Origin of the sequence: Pandoraea cepalis (genome assembly GCF_902459665.1) — a bacterium.
In the GTDB taxonomy this organism is placed as follows: Bacteria; Pseudomonadota; Gammaproteobacteria; order Burkholderiales; family Burkholderiaceae; genus Pandoraea; species Pandoraea cepalis.
In genome coordinates this window covers 49,620-70,202 of record NZ_CABPSL010000012.1, presented here as the reverse complement: position 1 = coordinate 70,202, position 20,583 = coordinate 49,620, and the positions used below count along the sequence as shown (strand labels likewise).

Here is a 20,583-nt window from a genome sequence, read left to right as displayed (position 1 = left end):
GCATCCCCCCGATGTTGTAATTCGTGTCAGGGCGATACCGTACCGCACGCGTTGAACGACCAAGCTAGCGCGCCGATTATGTGTTCGCTGAGTTTTGCCCGCAAAGGCGGGAATACCCCTACGCTCACGCGGGTATACGCGCTGCTATCGCCAATTGGTGCGGGTTTCCAAGGGGTTTGACGGCACGCGCCACGGGTGGCGCGTGTCTTGAGATCGGCACGGAGTGCCAAAGAGTTCGACTCGGAGGGCGGGTCGTAAGGCAGGTGTAAGGGATGGCGATTACTCGCCCGTTGCAATCACTTCGCGCGCGCCGTTTCGCCCCATCGGGCTGACGAGTCCGGCCGTTTCCATCTGCTCGATGAGACGGGCGGCGCGGTTGTAGCCGATACGCAATTGCCGCTGCACCGCGGAGATCGAGGCGCGACGGGAATTCAGCACGAATGCCGCCGCGTCGTCGTAGAGCGGATCGGCCTCGGCATCGCCCGACGACTCGCCGAACAAATCGGCGGAAGCGGCCTCGCTCGGGTCGCCCGCGAGGATCGCTTCGTCGTAGTCCGGTTCGCCATATTGCTGCCAGTGCTGGACGACGCGATGCACCTCGTCGTCGGCAACGAACGCCCCATGCACGCGTTGCGGATACCCCGTGCCCGGCGGCAGGAACAGCATGTCGCCCTGCCCCAGCAACGATTCCGCGCCCATCTGGTCGAGAATCGTGCGCGAATCGATCTTCGACGACACCTGAAAGGCCACCCGCGTCGGGATGTTCGCCTTGATGAGGCCGGTAATGACGTCAACCGAAGGCCGCTGCGTCGCGAGAATCAGGTGAATGCCCGCCGCGCGCGCTTTCTGCGCCAGCCGTGCGATCAGTTCTTCGATCTTCTTGCCCGCCACCATCATGAGATCCGCCAACTCGTCGATGACCACGACGATGAATGGCAGACGGTCCAGCGGCTCCGGTGCGTCCGGGGTGAGCGAGAACGGGTTGCGCACCTTGTCGCCCGCCGCGCGTGCGGCATCGATCTTCTCGTTGTATCCGGCCAGATTGCGCACGCCAAGCGCGGACATCAGCCGGTAACGCTTTTCCATCTCGCCCACGCACCAGTTCAGGGCGTGCGCCGCCTGCTTCATGTCGGTCACGACCGGAGCGAGCAAATGCGGAATGCCACCGTAGACGGATAGCTCCAACATCTTCGGATCGATCATGATGAGGCGCACGTCGTCCGGGGTTGCCTTGTAGAGCAACGACAGGATCATCGCGTTGACGGCCACCGACTTGCCCGAGCCGGTCGTGCCCGCCACCAGCAGGTGCGGTGCACGCGCCAGATCGGCCACGACGGGCTCACCCGTGATGTCCTTGCCCATGGCGAGCGCAAGGTGCGAGCGATGGGTGTCGAACACGGGGGCGGTCAGGATTTCAGACAGGCGAATCATTTGCCGCTGCGCGTTGGGCAGTTCCAGTCCCATGCAGGTCTTGCCGGGAATCGTCTCGACCACGCGGATCGACGTCACGCCCAGCGCTCGCGCCAGATCCCGTACGAGTCCGACGACCTGCGCCCCGCGCACCCCCACCGCCGGCTCGACTTCGAAACGCGTGATGACCGGGCCGGCCGACGCGCCCACCACCGTGACCGGCACCTTGAATTCGGCCAGACGCTGCTCGATCAACTGGCTCACGGCCGCGAGCGCTTCGTCCGAAACGACATTGGCGACATCCAGCGACGTCACAGGCGACAGCAGGTCGAGCGACGGCAAGTCGTAATCGATGACGACGCGGGGCGGCGCAAGTTCGTAGGGGGTGTTCCCCGAGAAGCTGGCGGCGCGCGGCTCAGCCGTCGTCGCCATGCCGAACGGCGGTGACGCGGCGAACGCCGGAATGACAGGCACGGCGGCCGCGGGCGACGGCATGGTGGGCGTCGATGACGAGATGGCGTCGTCGTGCGTCAACGGTGCGTAGGCCGGATGGCCGGGATGGGGAGACGCTTCAGCGCGTGCCCAGGTGCCGTCGGCACGCAAGACATAATGCGGCTTCGACGCTAACGCTTCGGCCTCCAGCGCGTCGGGTACGTCTACGGATGCAGCGTCCTCTGCCCGGTAGCCCTGTTCGTCGCGCGTGGCGTTGTGTGGCACATCGAAAGGTACGTCGATCGGCAAGTCCTTCGGTACATCGAAAGCTTCGACGCTGGCCAACACATCCGCAAAGACGAACGGACGATGTGGCATCGAAGACGCAGAGGCAGAAGGCGAATCGGGTGCGAACGGCGCCGCAGCGGTCATGTCGACGCCCCCGGCGGCCGGTGGCGATGGGTCGGACGCCGCCGACACCGGCATGGCTTTCGCAATGGCGACGGGTTCGATAACGTTCGTCACTTCCATGCCCAAGCGTTCCTCGTCTACCGCGACGCTTTCCCGGCGATCGACGATGGTCGCCGGATACGCCGATGCCAACGCGGGTGCGTCAGCGGCCTGCGCCGTGTCGGATGCTGTCCATTGACGCAAGTCGCGAAGCAACGCTTGCGCCTCGTCGCGCAGCACGGCCAAGGCCTGCACGCGCGCCTGTTCGGCGGCACGCGCGGCCGCTTGTTGGGCCAGCACCTCCGAGGTGGGTGCGGGCGGCAAGGCTTCGAAGACGGGTGCGTCAACGTCCTTTGCCGACAAATCGACGGGCGAAAATGCGGAGACGGCCGCGCAAAGCGGTGAGGCGGCATCGGTCGCGGACCAGGACGCGGCCCCCCGCATCGCAGGCGCCGCCGGGCGAGGCGCGACAGCGCCCGACGCCGCAACGTTGGCTGACGTGTCGGCGATCGCCGGCGTCCCGGCATCCGCCGGGGACGACGCGACACGCGGCGCCCCCCGTGGCGGCATTTCTTCAAGCCCGAGCTGCGGCTTGCGGAACGGGCTATGCACGATCGTGCCGCGCAGATGGGCGGGCGCGACGCCCACGGGGCGGCGATATCCCGTCGCCCCAGAAATCGACGTCGAATTCAGCGGATCGGCGGGCATAGGCGGCTTCGCGGGCATGCCTGCCTTGGTTGCCGTGAGCGGCGCAGCAACACTAGAGGGAGCGGTCGACGCAACGGATGTCGCGGTCCTGACCGAAGCCGCAGATACGGAAGCCCCGCTCGCCCTCGTGGTCGCTGCGGAGGCGACGGTGGCAGCCACGGCGGTCCCTGCACGTCCCACGGAGGCGCCCTTGCCTGTCGGACGAAGTCGCACGCCATTCGCAAACGACGGCTCGGTGCGCGGCGCACCCGGCACCCTCAACGGCGGCGGTCGCATGGCGTCGAGCCGCGCGCGCTCCTCGTCGGACAACTTCCAGCGCGGCTGTGCCGCCAGACCACGGCGGCGCGGCACCGCGTCTTCCCTCAGGCTACCGACATCGTGATGCCCTTGTCCGAGCGTGGGCGTAAATCGCTCGCCGCGCTCACCACGCTCACTCGTGTCGAACGACATGTGTGAAAGACCCCGCGCCGGCTCGCGGGCGGCCCCATCGAAGCGCGATTCGTAGCCGGGCGCCTCGATATCGTCGTCGGACGATTTGCCGCGCGCGAACATGCCCCACCAAGTGGTGCCGAAGACCAGCGGAAGGGAAAAGAGCAGGACGAAGCTCGCCACGCCCATCGCGAGCGTACCGCCCAACGCGACGTGCAAGCCGTGAGACAGGGATTGGCCGACGCTGCCCCCCGCGGTGTTGCCCTCCCCGCCCGTCAGCGCGGCGAGCGTGGCACTCGATCCGATCGCGAGCGGTATACCGAGCAGCATGCGCAGCGTGCCGGGGCCGAAGATTCGTATCTCACCGCCAAGCAGACCCCGCACGCCAGGCCAGCACAACGCCAGCAACCAAAACGTCGACAGTCCGAACCAGCCAAACCCCATAATCGCTCGTGCTTCAGGAAAACCCGGAGTGCGATTGTAGCAGGTAGACCACCGTGCGGAGGCCCTCTCGGCAAGGACTTTCGCGCATCGGCTGACCTGGGTGCCGCGCGTGGCAGACGTTACGGCCGACCGTGCGTGCCGGTCGAGCGCCACGTCGGCATGCTGCCGAGACCGGCGCTCTCGCCGCTCGCGTCCGGTACGACCAGACTCAGGTTCCGGCGACGCAGCGCGCGCCAGTCGACTTTGGCGAAGATGTCGTCCCCCAGCGCGCTCGCTTGCGACAGGTTCTCGACGCGCACACCGCGTGCGCGCAAGACCGCCGACGCGTGGCGGAACGACGGCTCGATCAGGCTGGAGAACTCCACGTCCAACCGCGTCGGCGCACGCGTTTGCAGGGTCTCGTAGAACCGTGGCGTCTGCGCGGCGTCGCGCAAGTCGACCCCATGCAGGTACACCTCGGTGAAGCCCAGCCACGTCGCCACCTGGAGTGCAAAATACGCGACGGTGCCACCGTGGAAGAAGCCATGGTCGAGATCGAAGCTGTACCCGAGGCGGCCCTGCTCGCCCTGGAACGCCGCGCTTGCCCCAACCTGCGGGTTCGCGCGCAGCGCTTCGGGCGTCCTAGCCGCCTCCATCCCGCGCTTGAAAATATCGTCTACAAGATAGAAACGGCACCCGAACGCCGACGCCGGGAACGTGTCCAGCAAACGGGCGAGCACGACCGGCGTGACGAACAACACCAGATCGCGCGCCACGACGCGGCGCGCCAGGTCCGGACGCTGACGCACGAAACCGGCGTCGAGAATGCAGTAGAAATTGAATTTGACCGGCGCGTGGTCGGTCAGCGCGATAGCCCCATTCACGCCCATGACGTGATGCATCGGCAGCGCTTCGTAATCGATTTCGGCAACCGACGGTCCGCTGGCGATAATGTGGCATGGCAAGCGGCGCAGGCGCTGCAATTCGGCGCGCCGAACGAGTGGCACCCGGCGCGAGCGCCACGTAAAGCGCTCGATGGCTCCCATGGCATCGCGCTCGATGCGCGCGTGCGGCCAGAGGCGTTCGTTGTGCCGCCACTTCGCTGTATGGCTGTAGCGGTAGACGAGTTTGAGAAGCGTCGAGATCATTGTCGTTGTTCTGGCTAGGTCCTACGGTTGCGCCGCGCGCATCTCGTGAATGTGCGCGTTCCTAACCCCGTTGCATATCGCGTGCCTGTCATTTGCCGGACGCCGATGCGCCGCATTGCATTCCGCGTCATGCCCCACCCACGGATACGGTTCACCGGCGCATGGAGGATGCGCTCCACCACGTCGATGCGTTGATTCTGCCACCCGGCCTTTACCGGGGACAAGATTTATTCCAATTGGAATTCTTACTTCGGGTTACGTTTTGATGACGCCCCGAAAAAAATGACTTGACGCGGAAACGCCCGATTCATGGGGGTTTCCGGCATATTGGGCACTGCGGATCGAGTGCCGGGCGGGAATCGCGTGGGCAATACAGTATTGCGAAAAATACCGATAATTCGCATGACAAATCGTCGACTGATGCGACTTTTATCGGCTAACGGACGCACCTCGCCGACGGACTGTCGAAGCGTCGCGTCGGGAGAATCGAATCAGTGCAATGCCGAGTTGCTGCGATGACGCGGGTAGAACGCATCCCCCAACTCGAGCAGCAAAGATGCCAGTTGGGGATCGCGAACGAAACTGACGGCCGAGTCGGCGGCCAGGATAGCCTCGGGCGTTTGCGGGCGCGCAATCAGAAAGCCCTGAACATAGTCGACCCCCAGTTCCGACAAGGCTTCGAGCGTTGCGGTGTCTTCCACCCACTCCGCGACGCTGCGAATCCCGAGATTCTTCGCCAGCGCCACAATCGCTTCGACGATCGCCAGATTGGCCGGATGCGCCGCCATGCTTTTCACGAACGCGCCGTCGATCTTGATGGCGTCGACCGCCAGATCCTTCAGGTATGAGAAAGAACTGAAGCCCGCACCGAAGTCGTCCAGCGCGATGCGTCCGCCCAGTTGGTGAATCCGATCGACAAAGCGACGCGTATTGTCGAGATCGTGCAGCGCCACGGTTTCCGTGATCTCGATGCACAGCAACCCGACGGCACGCTCATGGGCCGCCAGCGTGGTGAAGATGTCCCGAATGAAATGTTCGTCGTTGAGCGACGCCCCCGACAGATTGACACACACAAACCGTGTTTTTGCGAGACGGTCGCGGTTCAGGTCGATCCAGGCGAGCGTGTTCGTCAGTACCCATTTATCGATCATGCCGATGCTGCCGTTCTCCTCGGCCGCGCTGATGACACGCGAGGCCGGTACGATGTTGCCGTCGGAATCGCGCATGCGCAGCAACACCTCGAAGTTGAGCGACTCGCCGGGCGACGCCATCTCCATGATCGGCTGCATTTCGAGAAACAGCGTGTTGGGCGTGAGTCCGGCGTCGAGCGCATCGATCAACCGCAATTCGGCGAGGCGCTCACGAAATGCCGCCGCCCCGCGCTCATAGACCACCAACTCCCGGCGACTCTTCTTGGCCTCGCGACAGGCGCGGTCGGCCGATGAAATCGCGTCGGGCACCCGCATATCGGCGGTCAGCTCGATGACCCCGGCCGACGCGCGCACCTGAAAGGCGCGCTCCCCAATCTGATAAGGCTCGCCGCAAATCGCGTCGACCAGACGGCGCGCCACGGCGGCCGCCTCCTTGATCGTCGCATCGCGAAACACCACGATGAACTCGTCGCCGCCGGTGCGCCCCACGCTCTGATCCGTCGACAAGCGTGCTCGCATCCGATCGCATGCCTGGCGCAACACCTCATCGCCCGCCGCATGGCCGAAGAGATCGTTGACTAGCTTGAACCGATCCAGATCCAGATAGGCCAATGCCGCCGGCCTGGCGTCGGATAAGGTACGGATGGCCTCGGCCAGCGCCTTTTCGATGCCGCGCCGGTTCGAGACGCCGGTGAGCGGGTCGTTCTCCGCCAGATAGCGCAATTGCTCCATCGTGCGAGCCCGTTCGGTGATGTCCTGCAACGAGCCTTCGATGCGTCCTGCGGAGAAAATCGCCTTGACGAGATAGCGGCTGGTGCGGCCGTCGTCGCGGGGCAGCGAGAGAATTTCGAGTTCCGATTCCTCGCTGTGCTGCGCGACATCGAGCAGCATGCGCCAGGTGCTCTGGCCGAAGTACTGGTCCCAGCGGAACGTTCGCCCTTCGGTATTGGGAATGCCCAGCATGGTGTGCAACGCCGCGTTGCCACGAACGAAAACACCCTGATCGTCGAGGGTGAACAGGCCGACAGGCGTCACGTCGTAGGCGTTGCGCAGTTCGGTCTGGGCTTCGAGCTTGCCCTGGTGCTCGGCCCGCATCTGCTCGGCAATGGCCAGCGCCGCCATGAGGCTCGAGAACAGCGCCGCGGTCACGCTGTTGAACGCCGTCGCCAACGCGCGCGCATTGAACGCGGCGGCGATCACTTCGGAAAACGTGGCAAACAGGACGATCGACAGCGACGCGCTGTACCACATCGCGACCCGCGAGCGCGTCAGCACGAGAATGCGGGTCAGCAGCACCAGGACGATGGCGATGCCCAGGGCGGCCACAACCCACAGCACGGGGATGAAATGCGCATACGGCAATGCGATGGCCGCGCAGCAGAGCACCACGCCGGCCCATTGCAGCACCATCACCATCCACCGCCAGCCGATGCGGCGCAACTCCCGCTTGAAGAGCTGCGTGAACAGTGAATACGTCAGCACGTAGTAGATGGCGAATGTCGCCTTGCGCACCAGAGCGTCAAGGTCGGTCGGAATGGCGCGTTCCAGCCATTGCGTGTCGGCCCCGAGCGAGTTCGCCGCGAGCCGCAAGTTGCCGATCAGCCACGCCGCGAACAGGACGTAGAGCCATTCCTTGTTGATGATGGCGGTGACGAGCACGAATGCCGAAAGCGTCAACAGACCGCCTTCGAGCAAGCCGTTGCTGCGATGGAACTCGCGTTCGGAGACATTCAGTTCGGACGCCGGCCAGGCGACCAGCGTGAGATGCGCCGGCCCGGAGAATGTGCCCTCGCACAGGAGTGTCACCGGCGCGACGAGTTGCCCGAGATCGATCGCAAAGCCCGCTTTCGACATTCGGATCGCCCCGCGCACGGCGCTGCGGTCCGCGCGTCCGATGGCCGGGGCGTCGGGGTTGCGCCAGCAGATCAGCGTTTGCGCATGGCGCGAGGGAAATTCGATGACCGTATGTTGGGCAGCGCCCACGGGCGGCACGGTGACCCGGAACCACACGGGCGCCTCGGACAGATGCGTGCTGAACTGCCGAACGGCGGGCGCGCGCTCAAGGACGCCCTGCACCATCGGCGGGCCGAACGTCGCGGGTACATCGCCTTTCGCCTGAAAGGTCAACGATGTTTCACCCCGCACGGCGTACTGGCTCTCCTGGAACATCAGCACCAGGCCCGAGAGCAGCATGATGGCGGCGGGAACGGCGTACAGCGAAATCGTACGAAAAAGCTCGTCGAGCCGCGCGCTCACGCGCCAACGGCGCCGCGAACCGGAGCGTTCCGCCCACTCGTCGGCGAAATCGGTCGAATTGCGGCTGTAATCGTCACGCTCGTTGCCGAGTTCCCCCGCCATAGAAATCTTAAGCCCTTATCTTATTGGTCGCCCCCGCGAGCTTCGCCGGGCAGGGCGTACCCCTCGGCACGCCCTGCCGGCCGGGCCGGCCCTGGCCCGTGCGACCCCGATGCAGGCCGACACGGGCAGGTCTCTTTTGCCCGCCTTGCGCGTTATCGCCATCGCCCAAAAGACCGAATGCGGCAGGCGACGGGATAACGTTAGTTCGAATAACGGCATTACACCGACAAGCTGAAGCCTGATGCACCGCATCGTACCGCGTCGCCGCCAAAAGATAAATCCCGCAAATGCGCGCCAACACTGGCTTCGCCCGATGACGCCCGCACAACGTCCTGCATTCCGGGCACCCCCAGCCGCAGGTCGGGATGATGGGTGAGGCACATATAGGCGAACAAAGGATGCTCCGCCGCCTGCCAACGCGTGCGTGCCTGCGCCACGTCCAGCGCCAGCACGCGGTGTCCGATGCCGCCGACGTGTGCCATCGGGATCAGGGCTTGCGACGGGAACACGTCGATAAACATCAGGGCTTCATACTGCCGATGCAGCGGCGGACGCGCCGTAATCACCATCCAGTCGACCGCGGACAGCAGGCAATACTGATAGAAGGCCTTGAACAGCGCCGTCTTGACGACACGTCCGGCCGGCCCAGCCACCACGCCCAGACGCGTCGCCTCGGCCAACGCGGCGCTGTCCAGCCACTGGGGCAACGGCGCCGAATCCTCGAGATGCAACGGCTGGTAACGGTTGGTCTGGATACGCATTGTGCCAAGAACCGCGCCGTCGAGCCGCGCGCGCGCCACGAGCACGATGGCCCCCGGCTCGCGGTCGCTGGGCTCCGGCTCGCTCAACGTGGCGGCCAGATCGGGAAGGTGGCGGCCGTAGGCGGCCTGACGCATGGCGACGGCGTCGCGCAACGCTGCGTCGTCGCTCGCGATGGTGACGATGAAGGGCAGACGCTCTTCTCGCATCGTATCGAGATCGGCCGCCGGGGCGCGCACCGCAGCCGGCAACGACGTGGGACGGCGCTGACCGGACGACAGGTCGGTCGGGGTGATGGACAGGACATCCGAGGCTTGGGCGAGGTCAAACATGATTGATACTCCTTAAGGTCAATAGAGGATGAGTGCCATGCACAGGCGTGCTCGCCGATACATCGCACATATCCTTTCTTGATCCGCCAAGGCGAAGTGTCAAGTGCTTATTTTTCTTGGCTTTTTCAGATTTTCACGGGCGGCGCAACAGCGTCTGTCCGGGGATTGTGCCCACCGCCCGCGAACCCTCGTCACACCGGGCGAAACCGGCCGACCACATTTCAGCGCCTTCGGCCGTCGAGTATGGGTGTCACCTATTTGCGACAGTTGCAGTCCGAAGAAAGTGTCTGGCAAAATGATAAACCTGTTTACTAATTGACCTTGCCGGGACTCCCCGAAGGCGACCCCGGCGCACCTTCCGATATGCCGAAAATCGATTGGTCTTCCCGTTTCGGCACGCTGGTACATGACGTCGCGCGCGTTCATTCGCGCCTGTTCGACCGGCGTGCCCGCGGCAACTTCGACCTCACGCGCGCGCAATGCCGCGTGCTGGTCATGTTGCATCGCTATGGGGTCCAGACACAGGCCGAATTGGCCGAACGCATGGAGTTGACGCCGATGGCGCTGGTGAGACTGCTGGACCGGCTCAGGGACAAGGGACTCGTGCGGCGCGAACGGGATCCGAACGACAAACGCGCGCACCTGCTCTATCTGACGGAGGCCTCGGAGGCCAAGATCGACATGATCGTCGCATTCGCCAACGCGACCGAACGCGAAGCGCTGGCCGACCTCACCCCGGCTGAACGGACCGAACTGTCGCGCTTACTGGGCAAGGTGCTGACGAACCTGACGCGCGCCGAAGCCGAATGCCCGTCACCGGCGCGTCGCGATAACCCTCACGATCCAATAAAAGAATGACCGTGGCATCCCCCCAAACAGCTGACGATCCGGGCAAGCATCGCGCGCTCGTCAGCCTGTCCGTCATGCTCGCGACGGTGTTGCAGACACTCGACAGCACCATCGCCAACGTGGCACTCCCCCACATGCAGGGCAGTCTTTCCGCCTCGCAGGACTCCATCACCTGGGTATTGACGTCCTATATCGTGGCGGCCGCCATCGCCACGCCGCTCACCGGCACGCTCTGCGCGCGCTTCGGTCGCCGGCGCGTCTTCCTGTGGTCCGTCGCCGGCTTCACGATCGCCTCGGCCTTGTGCGGCATGGCGCATTCGCTCACGGAAATCGTGGCCGCACGGCTGTTCCAGGGGATTTGCGGCGCGGCGCTCGTGCCGCTGTCGCAGGCGACCATGCTCGACATCAACCCGCCGCACAAGCACGGCTCGGCGATGGCGGTGTTCGGCATGGGCGTGATGGTCGGGCCAATTCTCGGCCCGTCACTCGGCGGCTGGCTTACCGACAGCTACAACTGGCGCTGGGTGTTCTACATCAACCTGCCCATCGGGTTGATCGCGTTCCTCGGTATTGCCGCTTATCTCAGAGAGCCGCCGGAGCAGAAGGCCGGGAAATTCGATGTGCTCGGTTTCGTCACCCTCAGTCTGGCCATCGGCCTGCTGCAACTGCTGCTCGATCGCGGGGAACAGCAGGATTGGCTGAACGCCACCGAGATCTGGCTGGAGATGCTCGGCGCCATCATCTGCTTTGCGTACTTCGTCGTCCACACGTGGACGGCCGGCGAGCATTCGTTCTTCGACCGCGCGTTGCTGCGTGACCGAAACTTCAACACGGGCGTCGTCTACATCTTCGTCGTCGGCATCATTCTTTACGCCACGCGCGCCCTGCTCCCGCCGATGCTGCAAAGTCTGTTCGGCTACCCTGCGATTCTCACCGGGCTGGTGACGGCGCCCTCCGGCGCGGGGACCATGGCCGCCATGCTGATCGTCGGACGCCTGGTCGGCAAGGTCGACGTTCGCTACCTGCTGGGTTTCGGCTTCGCACTGACCGCCTATTCGCTGTATCTGATGGCCGGTTACTCGCTCACGCTGCGGCCGTCGGACATCGTCTGGCCGGGGGTCATTCAGGGCTTCGGTCTCGGCTTCGTCTTCGTGCCGCTCACCACGGTCACGTTTGCCACGCTCGCCGGCACGCTACGCGCGGACGGCGCCGCCATCTACAGCCTGTCGCGCAACATCGGCAGCAGTATCGGTATCTCGGTCGTGCAGACGCTGCTCACCCAGAACACGCAGGTCAACCACGCGGTGCTCTCGGAGCGCATTACGCCGTTTACACAAGGGGTGGAGGCTTACGTGCAGACGTACGGTGCCGCGGCGATGGCCGCCCTGAATGCGGAAGTCACGCGACAGGCGGCGATGATCGCTTACCTGGACGACTTCCGGCTCATGATGGCACTCACGATCGCCGTCATGCCGCTGCTGCTCTTCATTCGGCTGAAAAAACGCGCCCCCGGCGAGATCGACAAGCACGACGAGATCGTGCACGTGGCGGCCGACTGACGCGACGTCAGCTCTCCTGGCGCCGCCGCGCCGACAACGCGCCAGCCGTCTGGATCACGAGGTCGGCGAAGCGCCGTTCGTCGCGTTCGGCGTTCCACCGCACGCGCGGCACGGCAATGTTGATCGCCCCGATGGCCCGGCCGTCCTGGTTCACCACGGCCGCCGCCGTCGAAATGTCGCCCATGAAGAATTCGTCTTCGGTGTGCGCGTATCCCTGCTTGCGAATGCGCGCAAGCCGTTCCTTGATCTTGCGAGGCTGCGCCACGGTCGCCGGCGTGAACTGCACGAGATTCGTGCGCGCGAGAATGTCGTCGACCTCGGCATCGTCGAGCGTAGCCAGCAACGCCAGCCCGGGTGCCGTGCAATAGGCCGGCAGGCGCGAGCCGACGATGACGTTCGCATTGAACACGCTGCGGCTCACAATACGCAGCACGAACACAATGTCCGTGTCGAGCCGCACCGTCAGGTTCGTCGCCTCCTCGGTTTCCGCCGCGAGTTGCTGAAGATACGGAGCGGCGCGGCTCACGAGTTCGTTCGAGACGAGGTAGTGATAGGTGAAGTCCAGCAGCTTCGGCGAGAGTTCGTACTTCTTGCTCTGCGCGTCCTTGAGCAGATAGCCCAACGCCGAGAGCGTGAAGGTGAAGCGCTGCGCCGCGCTGATGTCCAGCCCCGTGGCCGCGGCGATTTCCGAAAGCGACAGATGGCGCTTCGACCCGTCGAACGCCGTCAGCACCTTCATCGCCTTCTCCACGGACTGCACGTAAAGCGTGGATTCGGTCGATGGGGCGGGAGCAGTAGCTATCTCGCTGGCGATTGCCGCTTTGGCGCGGGTGCGGGGTGTCTTGGTGGTGGCCACGATATCGAGGAAATGGGGCAGGCAGGGACGAATTATCTCATAAAAATAACAGTCTATCTTATACCGATAACGCCAGAATCACCGTCATCGTCGCCGCGCCGGTGACGACCGCGCTGCCCACACGGATTACGTTGCCTCCGTCACCTCCCACGCCTGCGAGGTATCGCGCGAGAGAAGATGCTTGCGAATGCGCTCCGAAGGCGTCGTTTCGAAACCTTCGGTGGCGCGATAGTAACGCGGCCGCTGGTAGCTGGCGAGTTTGTCGGCGGCCCATTGCGCGAGTACCGTCCAGTCGAGTGTCTGGCCGTCGCGGAACTGGACGTAAAGCATCACATCCTGCTCCCCGATGTCGCTTGCCACGCCGATGGCGGCACAGGCCACCACCGCCGGATGTCGCGCAAACACACGCTCGATTTCCCAGGCCGACACGTTCTCGCCGCGCACCCGCATGCTGTCCGTGCGCCGGCCGATGAAGACCAGGCTGCCGTCGGGGCCACGCCGCGCACTGTCGCCCGTGAAAAGCTTGCCGTCGCGCAACGCCTTCGACGTGGCTTCCGGATTATCGAGATAGCCGGGCAGGAAGACGCCTTCCACGTCGCTCGACAGCACGATCTCACCGGGTTCGCCGTCGGGCACGGGCTGTCCCGCGTCGTCGAGCAACGCCAGCGTCAGCCACGGCAGGGCGTGGCCGATGGCACCCGGCACATCCGCGTCGTTGAGGGTGGCGAAGCTCGAGCACTCCGTCATCCCGTAGCATTCGCGCAACGCGCATTGCAGACGCTCTCGTGTGGCTTGCCAGGCGCTCGCCGACACGCCCGCGCCCCACGCCACGCGCAATGAGTTCTGCGCCGGCTGGGCCTCGCGCGGCAGTTGCATGAGGATGTCGAGGATGCCACCGAGATAGTGCAGATGCGTGGCCTGCGCGGCGGCGCATTGCTGCCAGAAGCGGCTGGCCGAGAAACGCTCCACCACGTGCATCTCGAGATCGGCGAGAAAGGGCAGCAGCAGCATCTGGGCACCGCCGATATGGCACAGCGGCTCCCACAGAAACAGCCGGTCGCCGTCGTGCGCGTCGGCCACGCGCAGCGCCGCCTCACTGGCGATGCGCATCATGCGGTGCGTGAACAGCACCCCCTTGGGCGCGCCGGTGGTGCCCGACGTGTAGATGATGCACAGCACCGACGCGGGCGTGAGCTCCGCCGCCGCTGGCGCGGTACCGATGTACGCCGCGGCCTGGGTCATGACGTCCGCGAGCCAGTGACGCACGACGCGTGTCCCGTGGTGCCCCGGCTGCTGTGCCGCGAGGGTGGCACCCGCGTCGAGCACGTCGGCGAAGGCCGGTTCGGCAATGAGCAGCGTCGGCTTGGCGTGGCCGAGCAGGTATTCGATACCGTCGCCCTTCAGGCGCGTGTTGACGGGCACCCACACCAGACCGGAAAGCATGAGCGCATAGATCAACGCCACCTGCGCCGCACTGTTGCCCAGCATCACCGCCACGCGGTCGCCCGGCACGAGGCCTTGCGCGGCAAGCCAGCCCTGCATGGCGCCCACGCGCGCGGCCATCTGGGCCCGGTCGATGGCTTCACCCTCGAACACGACGACCGGCTTGGCCGACGTGCCGTGGAGCCCTGCCAAGAGCAGCGGTACGACATCGAGCCGGTCGCCCTCGGCCCGCTGGGGAAAGTACTTCGTATAAGGATGCACGGAAGAAAACGTCTGCGCATTCACCGGCGCGACTCGGGCAACGTTGGACATGGACATACGGAGTTCCGCAGATATCAATAGCGCTTGCGTTTAAAGATCGACGACAGCCAGACGATGAACACCATCAGAAACACCAGCGAGGTCGCCACGGCAGCCAGCGTCGGCGTGACGGCCAACTGGATGTCGTCCCACATCTGCTTGGGTAGCGTGGTGTTGATGCCGCCAGACACGAAGATGGCGATGGTCAGGTCGTCGAACGACACGATGAAGGCGAACAGGAATGCCGATCCCAGGCTCGCCGCGAGCAACGGCAGCAACACGGTGCGCACGCGGGTAAAGGCCGATGCACCGAGCATCTTGGCGGCATCGTCGAGCCGCCAGTCGAAGCGCTTGAAGCTCGCCGAAAGCGTGACCACGACATAGGGAATCGCAAGCACCGTGTGGCCGATGACGAGACCGGCATTGGTGCCGGCGAGCCCCCAGCGCGCAAACAAATACAGCAAGCCGACGGCGACCACGATGCGCGGCACGATCAACGGCGCGATGAACATGGCGAACAGCGGCTTGCGCCACCGCGACGGCAGCCGCACGAGCGCCAGGCTGGCGCCGAAACCGAGGATGAGGGCAAGTGTCGCCGTGGCGAAGCCCACGCCAAGCGAGCGCAGCAACGCCGCCTGCCACACACTCGACTCGATGAACGCCACAAACCATTTCACTGTGAAGAGTTGCGGGGGAAACGCCACGAACGACTGCTTGGTGAAGGCCAGCGGCACCACAAACGCAATCGGCAACACCAGGGCGAACACGACCGCCCCCGTGTACGCCTTGAGACCGAAGCCCCCCCCCGCCCGCGGGCGTCCGCCCGAGAGCGACACCTTGCCCGCGAGCCGCCCAATGGCGATGAGCATGGGCAACATGCGCCCACCGGTCCCCGCACGACGTTCCGGCGCTTCGCCGGCGAGCGACGACAACCCCACGACGCGGTCGTACACGAAGAACACGACAATCGAGCACAGCAGCAGCACGCTCGAGAGCGCGCCGGCAAAGCGCAGGTCGAACAGATCGAGTACCGACGAGATGACGAGCTGCGCCACCATCGATTCGCGCGGAGAGCCAAGCAGTGCGGGCACGATGAAGAAACCCAGGCTCGTGATGAAGACCAGCAACCCGGCGGCGGCCGCACCCGCCCCGGACAGCGGCAGGAAAACGGTGAAGAAGCCCGTCGCGCGGTCAGCCCCGAGCGTTTGCGCCGCTTGCACCAGCTGCATGTTGATGCCGCGCATGATCGGCAACATCGTCATGACGGCGAGTGGCAGCATCGCGTGCACCATGCCGATCAGCACACCGGTGAGCGACGGCGCAAGCGTGCCCGCGCTATCGATCAGCCCGAGATGCGTGGCCACGACCGTGAGCAGGCCGGTCTTCGAGAGCAGCAGCATCCACGCATACGTCTTGACGAGATAACTGGTCCAGAACGGCAGCACGATCCATAGCAACCAGCGCTCACGCGAGCGCGCCGACAGCCGCGCGAGCAGATACGCCACCGGATAACCGAGCAGGACCGAAAGCCCGGCGGTAAGAAACGCAATCCAGAACGTCGAAGCCAGCACTTTGATGTACACGGCCGAGTGCGTCATGCGGGCAAACTGAGCGACGGACAGCACGCCGTCGGCATCGTAGAGGCCGCCCTGCAGAATCTCGACGACCGGCACGATGAAGAACACCACGAGGAACAGCAACGCGGGCAAGGCCGGCAACCACCGGGCCACCTGTCGCGGCCAGGCAATACGAGGCCCCGCCTGAGGTAGGCGCTGAACAAGCCACATGACAAAAACTCCTGAAGCGGATGACGAGGGCGTTGACGAAATTTGCTCAGCGCGTGAGCAGCGTCGCACGGCCGTGATCCCACGCCAGTCCGACGCGCTCACCGACGCGCGGCGTCAGGTCGCGCGGGCAGCGCACGGTGAAGTCGGCCCCCTGCGCCCCATCGTTCCCCTGCCCCAGCGAGACAATGGCGCGCGTATCCGAGCCCACGAAAACGACCTGGCGAATCGTGCCAGCGAGCGTGCCGTCTTCGGGCGACGTCAGACGCGCCGCCTCCGGGCGCACCAGTAGACTGGCCTCTCCCGCAGCGGGCAAGTCGGGACTCGGGCCGATCGGTACCCAACGCTCGCCCACACGCAGCGCAACACGGCCGTCGTCCATGCGCTCGACCACGCCGTCGAGCAAATTGGAATGGCCGAGGAAATCCGCGGCGAAGCGCGTTGCCGGGCGGTCGTATAACTGCGACGGCGTACCGATCTGCTCAATGCGCGCCTGATTCATCAGGCAAATACGGTCGGACAGCGTGAGCGCCTCATCCTGATCGTGCGTGACGTAGATGAACGTCGCGCCCAACTCCTGGTGCAGACGCCGGATTTCCAGTTGCATGTGCTCACGCAATTTCTTGTCGAGCGCGCCGAGCGGTTCGTCGAGCAAGATGATCGAGGGACGGAACGCGAAGCAACGGGCAAGCGCAATGCGCTGCTGCTGCCCACCCGACAACTCCGACGGCAGTCGCTGCGCGAACGCTTGCATCTTGACCATCGCGAGCGCGGCGTCGACGGCCGGCGCCAGTTCGGCGCGCGGCAGCTTGCGCATGCGCAAGCCGTACGCCACGTTGTCCCAGACCGTCATGTGCGGAAAAAGCGCGTAGCTCTGGAACACCATCCCGATGCCGCGCTTGCCGGGCGCTTCGTGTGTGGCGTCGCGCCCGTCGATGAGCAGTTGCCCGGCGCTCGGCTCGACCAGCCCCGAAATCATCTGCAACAGCGTGGTCTTGCCCGAGCCCGACGGGCCGAGCAAGGTCAGAAATTCTCCCGCCGCGACCCGCAGGTCGGTCGGCAGGAGCGCGGGGGTCTCGCGATACGTCTTGGCAAGACCCATGGTTTCCAGTTTGGTACTCATAGTCGTCTCTTCCTGCTTCGCGGTGCTTGACGGCTTACGACAACAGCCATGCGTTGAAACGCTCCGTCGCCTTCGTACGGTTCTCGGCCCACCACTGCGGGCTTGGCAAACGCATGCCCTTCAAATTGGCCGGGGCCGTGGGCATCAACGGGGCGCGATCCTTCGGGATCGCGTCGAACGCCTTGAGGTTCGTCGGACCGTACGCAAGATCCTGGGTAATCAACGCCTGACGTGCCGGGTCGCCGCAGAACCGAACAAACTGCCGTGCGAATTCGGCGCGCGGCGTGCCCTTCGGAATGCCCCACCCTTCAATGGAATACAGCCCCTGGTTCCAGACGATCTTCACCGGCGCTTTGTTGTCGATGGCGGCCTGCGCGCGACCGTTCCACGTCGACATCATGTCGACGTCGCCGTTCTGGATCGCTTGCATGGCCTGCGCGCCAGACGTCCACCAAAGATCGATGTGCGGCTTGATCTTGTCGAGCGACTTGAAGGCGCGGTCGAGATCGAGCGGGTAGAGCTTGTCGATCGACACACCGTCGGCCATGAGCGCCTGCTCGAGCGTGTCGAGCGGGCTGCGGCGCAGCGAGCGGCGGCCCGGAAAGCGCTTTACGTCCCAGAAGTCCGCCCACGTCTGCGGCGCGTCTTTCGGGAATTTGTCGGTGCGGTAGGCCAGTACGGTCGAATACACGTCGACCCCCAGCCAGTCGGGCGTCACCGCCTCGGGCATGATGCCGGGGAAATCGGCGACCTTCATGCCGATGGGCTCGAGAAAGCCCTTCGACTCCAGATACGGAATGTCGGCGGAGAGCGTGAGCGTAGTCACATCCCACACGAAGTTCTTCGTCTGCACCATCGCGGCGAACTGCGCCACCGGCTGCGAATCGCGCGCCACGCTCACCACCTTGATGCCGGTGGCTTTCTCGAACGGATCGTAGAACGCGCGGCGGTACGCCGTCGTGTACGGGCCGCCCGGATCGGAGACGATCAATTGGCGTGCCTGGGCATACGCCGTGCGCGATGCGGCCAACGGCAAAGCGCCTGCCAGCGCGGCGGTGCCGGCCAGCTGCAGCAGGCGGCGACGGGACGGGTTTTGCGGGTCGTGCGAATGTGACATTAGAAACTCCGCTAGCGTGTGGACAGACGCGGTGCGCATGCCCTGTCATGGTTGCCGCCCGGCAATGCTGAGCCCAATGCCGAGCGGCGCGACGTGATTGAACAGTGGACGGAAGCGCTCAGGCCTTCGCTGTCTCGGCCTTGGCCGCACGCTTGGCAAAGAACGCCGCCATCATGCGTGCCGGCTCGCCCGATTCATACGACTCGCGTTGAATGCGCATACCGGCGGCGATGGCATCCTGGAACGTCCCTTCGGTCATCTCGCGAAAGCGCTGCTTGTCCAGGCGCATGGCCACCGGCGGCTTTTCGGCCAGCTCGGAGGCGATCTCCAGGGCCTTCTCGAACACCTTCTCCTCCGGTACGAGGTGATGAATCAAGCCGAGGCGGTGGCACTCGTCAGCTTCCATCAGACGGCCGGTGAGCGTGAGTTCGATGGTGCGCGACAGGCCGAGCATGTGATTCATGATCCACGGGCCGGTCGTACTGGCGATCCCGGCGTTGATCTCCGGCTGGCCCATGCGCACGCCTGGATGGCCGACGCGAATGTCGCCAAGCAGCGACACCTGGAAGGCCGAACCCGCTGCCGTACCGTTCAGCGCCATGACAAGCGGTTTCTTCAGACTGCGAATCACGTCGTAATAGTGCTCCCAGCCCTTGATCCATTCGATGGCGGTGTCACCGTCGAAATGCTTTGCCTCGGCCAGATCCTGCCCCGCGGAGAAGGCGCGCCCCGCCCCGGTCATGATCACTGCGGCCACGCTGTCGTCGGTATTGAACCGCTCGAGCGCATCGATGATCAGTTCGCGCATGGCGATGGTCCAGGCGTTGAGCGCCTGCGGGCGGTTCAACGTAATCACCGCGACACGACCGACCTGCGTGAAAAGAACTTCCTGCTCCGATTGCTTTGCTGTCTCGCTCATTTGAACTCCAAGGGCACGCCACGCGTGGCATCACGCGGGCATTGAGATGACGATCATGCGATGAACGCATTTCTCACTAAACAGTTATCTCAGTGCAATAACTGTTATCTGAGAGAAATATAGTTATTTCAAAAAGATGGCGCAAGTCGAATCGCTTCGGGGTTTACCTCAGGGGGTTGCACCTCGGGAGCGAGGGGCGAAAAAAAACGGGCAGCCCGTGAGGACTGCCCGTCTTGCTGGCGTTGGCGTTGGCGCCGATGCGCCGTGTCACTGGCTCAGCGAGACCCCTTTTGCTTGCGAATGCGTCGAATGGCCTGCAATTGCGCCACAGCTTCCGTCAGCTCCGCTTGCGCCTTGGCGTAATCGATATTGCTCGCCTGGGTTTCGAGCACCGCCTTGGCCTCCTCGCGCGCGCGCTCGGCGCGGGCTTCATCAAGACTCTCGGCGCGGATGGCGGTGTCGGCCAGAATCGTCACCCGATTCGGCTGAATCTCGACGAAACCGCCTGCGATGTAAAGAAACGTATCGGTGCCGTCACTCGCCTCGATCCTCACCGTGCCGGGACGCACGCCCGTGAGCAGCGGCGTGTGCCCGGGGAGCACACCCAATTCGCCCGCTGTGCCGGGCACCGCGATGAAACGGGCCTCGCCCGAAAATATCGCCCGCTCGGTGCTCACCACGTCGACCTTGAGTAATGCCATGCCTTTCACTTCTCCCTGCGATGCCGCGGACATCGCCTAAATCGATTCGCATTTGACGTTGCGTTGCGTGCGCGTCGCGCAAAGGTATCGGTCGCCACGCATGGGTATCGCTTTCCTCTGGGGATGATGTTTTACGGACGCATCAGGCGGGCTCATAAGGGGGCTGGGGGACGGAATGGCATGCCCGCCGTCGGCATGTGCTGAGGGAATGCCACACGTTGGCTGCGGATTCATGCTAACCGCATTGCGCTTGGCGAGGCAAGCTTGAGCGCAAGGCGCGCCAATGTGCCTGAAAGGCTGGGGGTGCAGGGCCGGCGCGGGTGCAATGCGCA

General features: G+C 64.6%; 13 protein-coding genes. 2 read left to right on the top strand and 11 right to left on the bottom strand.

Translation table 11 applies throughout. The features are described from left to right. Positions 1 to 279 precede the first annotated feature (279 nt). The 4 genes from PCE31106_RS15400 to PCE31106_RS15385 all read right to left on the bottom strand — a co-directional run bounded on the left by PCE31106_RS15400 (position 280) and on the right by PCE31106_RS15385 (position 9,600). On the bottom strand, positions 280 to 3,873 hold the full coding sequence (locus PCE31106_RS15400; RefSeq protein ID WP_150563868.1) for a DNA translocase FtsK: 3,594 nt from the start codon (positions 3,871 to 3,873) through the stop codon (positions 280 to 282). A gap of 119 nt (positions 3,874 to 3,992) precedes the next feature. After that, positions 3,993 to 5,000, bottom strand: coding sequence for a hypothetical protein (locus PCE31106_RS15395; protein ID WP_150563867.1), 1,008 nt, complete (start codon positions 4,998 to 5,000; stop codon positions 3,993 to 3,995). A 491-nt stretch (positions 5,001 to 5,491) separates the two neighbouring features. Next, a complete protein-coding gene (locus PCE31106_RS15390; protein WP_017234333.1) occupies positions 5,492 to 8,509 on the bottom strand; it encodes a putative bifunctional diguanylate cyclase/phosphodiesterase in 3,018 nt (1,005 codons plus the stop codon). A 218-nt stretch (positions 8,510 to 8,727) separates the two neighbouring features. Next, entirely contained in the window at positions 8,728 to 9,600 is an 873-nt protein-coding gene (locus PCE31106_RS15385) for an N-acyl amino acid synthase FeeM domain-containing protein (protein ID WP_150563866.1), read from the bottom strand. A gap of 363 nt (positions 9,601 to 9,963) precedes the next feature. Here PCE31106_RS15385 and PCE31106_RS15380 point away from each other — a divergent pair, with 363 nt between their 5' ends. Next, entirely contained in the window at positions 9,964 to 10,458 is a 495-nt protein-coding gene (locus PCE31106_RS15380) for a MarR family winged helix-turn-helix transcriptional regulator (RefSeq protein WP_017234332.1), read from the top strand. Further along, complete coding sequence (locus tag PCE31106_RS15375; protein WP_017234331.1) at positions 10,455 to 12,008, top strand: MDR family MFS transporter; 1,554 nt, start codon at positions 10,455 to 10,457, stop codon at positions 12,006 to 12,008. Before PCE31106_RS15380 ends, PCE31106_RS15375 begins: the two co-directional genes overlap by 4 nt. A gap of 7 nt (positions 12,009 to 12,015) precedes the next feature. Here PCE31106_RS15375 and PCE31106_RS15370 read toward each other — a convergent pair whose 3' ends face one another. The 7 genes from PCE31106_RS15370 to PCE31106_RS15340 form a co-directional block, all read right to left on the bottom strand. Continuing rightward, positions 12,016 to 12,822 carry an IclR family transcriptional regulator gene (locus tag PCE31106_RS15370; protein ID WP_254441087.1) on the bottom strand — a complete coding sequence of 269 codons (807 nt, stop codon included), beginning with the start codon at positions 12,820 to 12,822 and terminating at the stop codon, positions 12,016 to 12,018. Positions 12,823 to 12,990: 168 nt separating this feature from the next. After that, positions 12,991 to 14,625, bottom strand: a complete 1,635-nt coding sequence (locus PCE31106_RS15365; protein ID WP_150563865.1) for an AMP-binding protein — start codon at positions 14,623 to 14,625, stop codon at positions 12,991 to 12,993. 17 nt (positions 14,626 to 14,642) lie between these two features. Beyond that, positions 14,643 to 16,394, bottom strand: a complete 1,752-nt coding sequence (locus PCE31106_RS15360; RefSeq protein WP_150563864.1) for an ABC transporter permease subunit — start codon at positions 16,392 to 16,394, stop codon at positions 14,643 to 14,645. A 46-nt stretch (positions 16,395 to 16,440) separates the two neighbouring features. Beyond that, positions 16,441 to 17,514, bottom strand: coding sequence for an ABC transporter ATP-binding protein (locus PCE31106_RS15355; RefSeq protein ID WP_150563863.1), 1,074 nt, complete (start codon positions 17,512 to 17,514; stop codon positions 16,441 to 16,443). A 34-nt stretch (positions 17,515 to 17,548) separates the two neighbouring features. Continuing rightward, a complete protein-coding gene (locus tag PCE31106_RS15350; protein ID WP_150563862.1) occupies positions 17,549 to 18,631 on the bottom strand; it encodes an ABC transporter substrate-binding protein in 1,083 nt (360 codons plus the stop codon). Positions 18,632 to 18,749: 118 nt separating this feature from the next. Continuing rightward, on the bottom strand, positions 18,750 to 19,550 hold the full coding sequence (locus PCE31106_RS15345; RefSeq protein ID WP_150563861.1) for an enoyl-CoA hydratase/isomerase family protein: 801 nt from the start codon (positions 19,548 to 19,550) through the stop codon (positions 18,750 to 18,752). Between the two features lie 275 nt (positions 19,551 to 19,825). Then, entirely contained in the window at positions 19,826 to 20,251 is a 426-nt protein-coding gene (locus PCE31106_RS15340; RefSeq protein ID WP_026132016.1) for a F0F1 ATP synthase subunit epsilon, read from the bottom strand. Between the last annotated feature and the right edge of the window lie 332 nt (positions 20,252 to 20,583).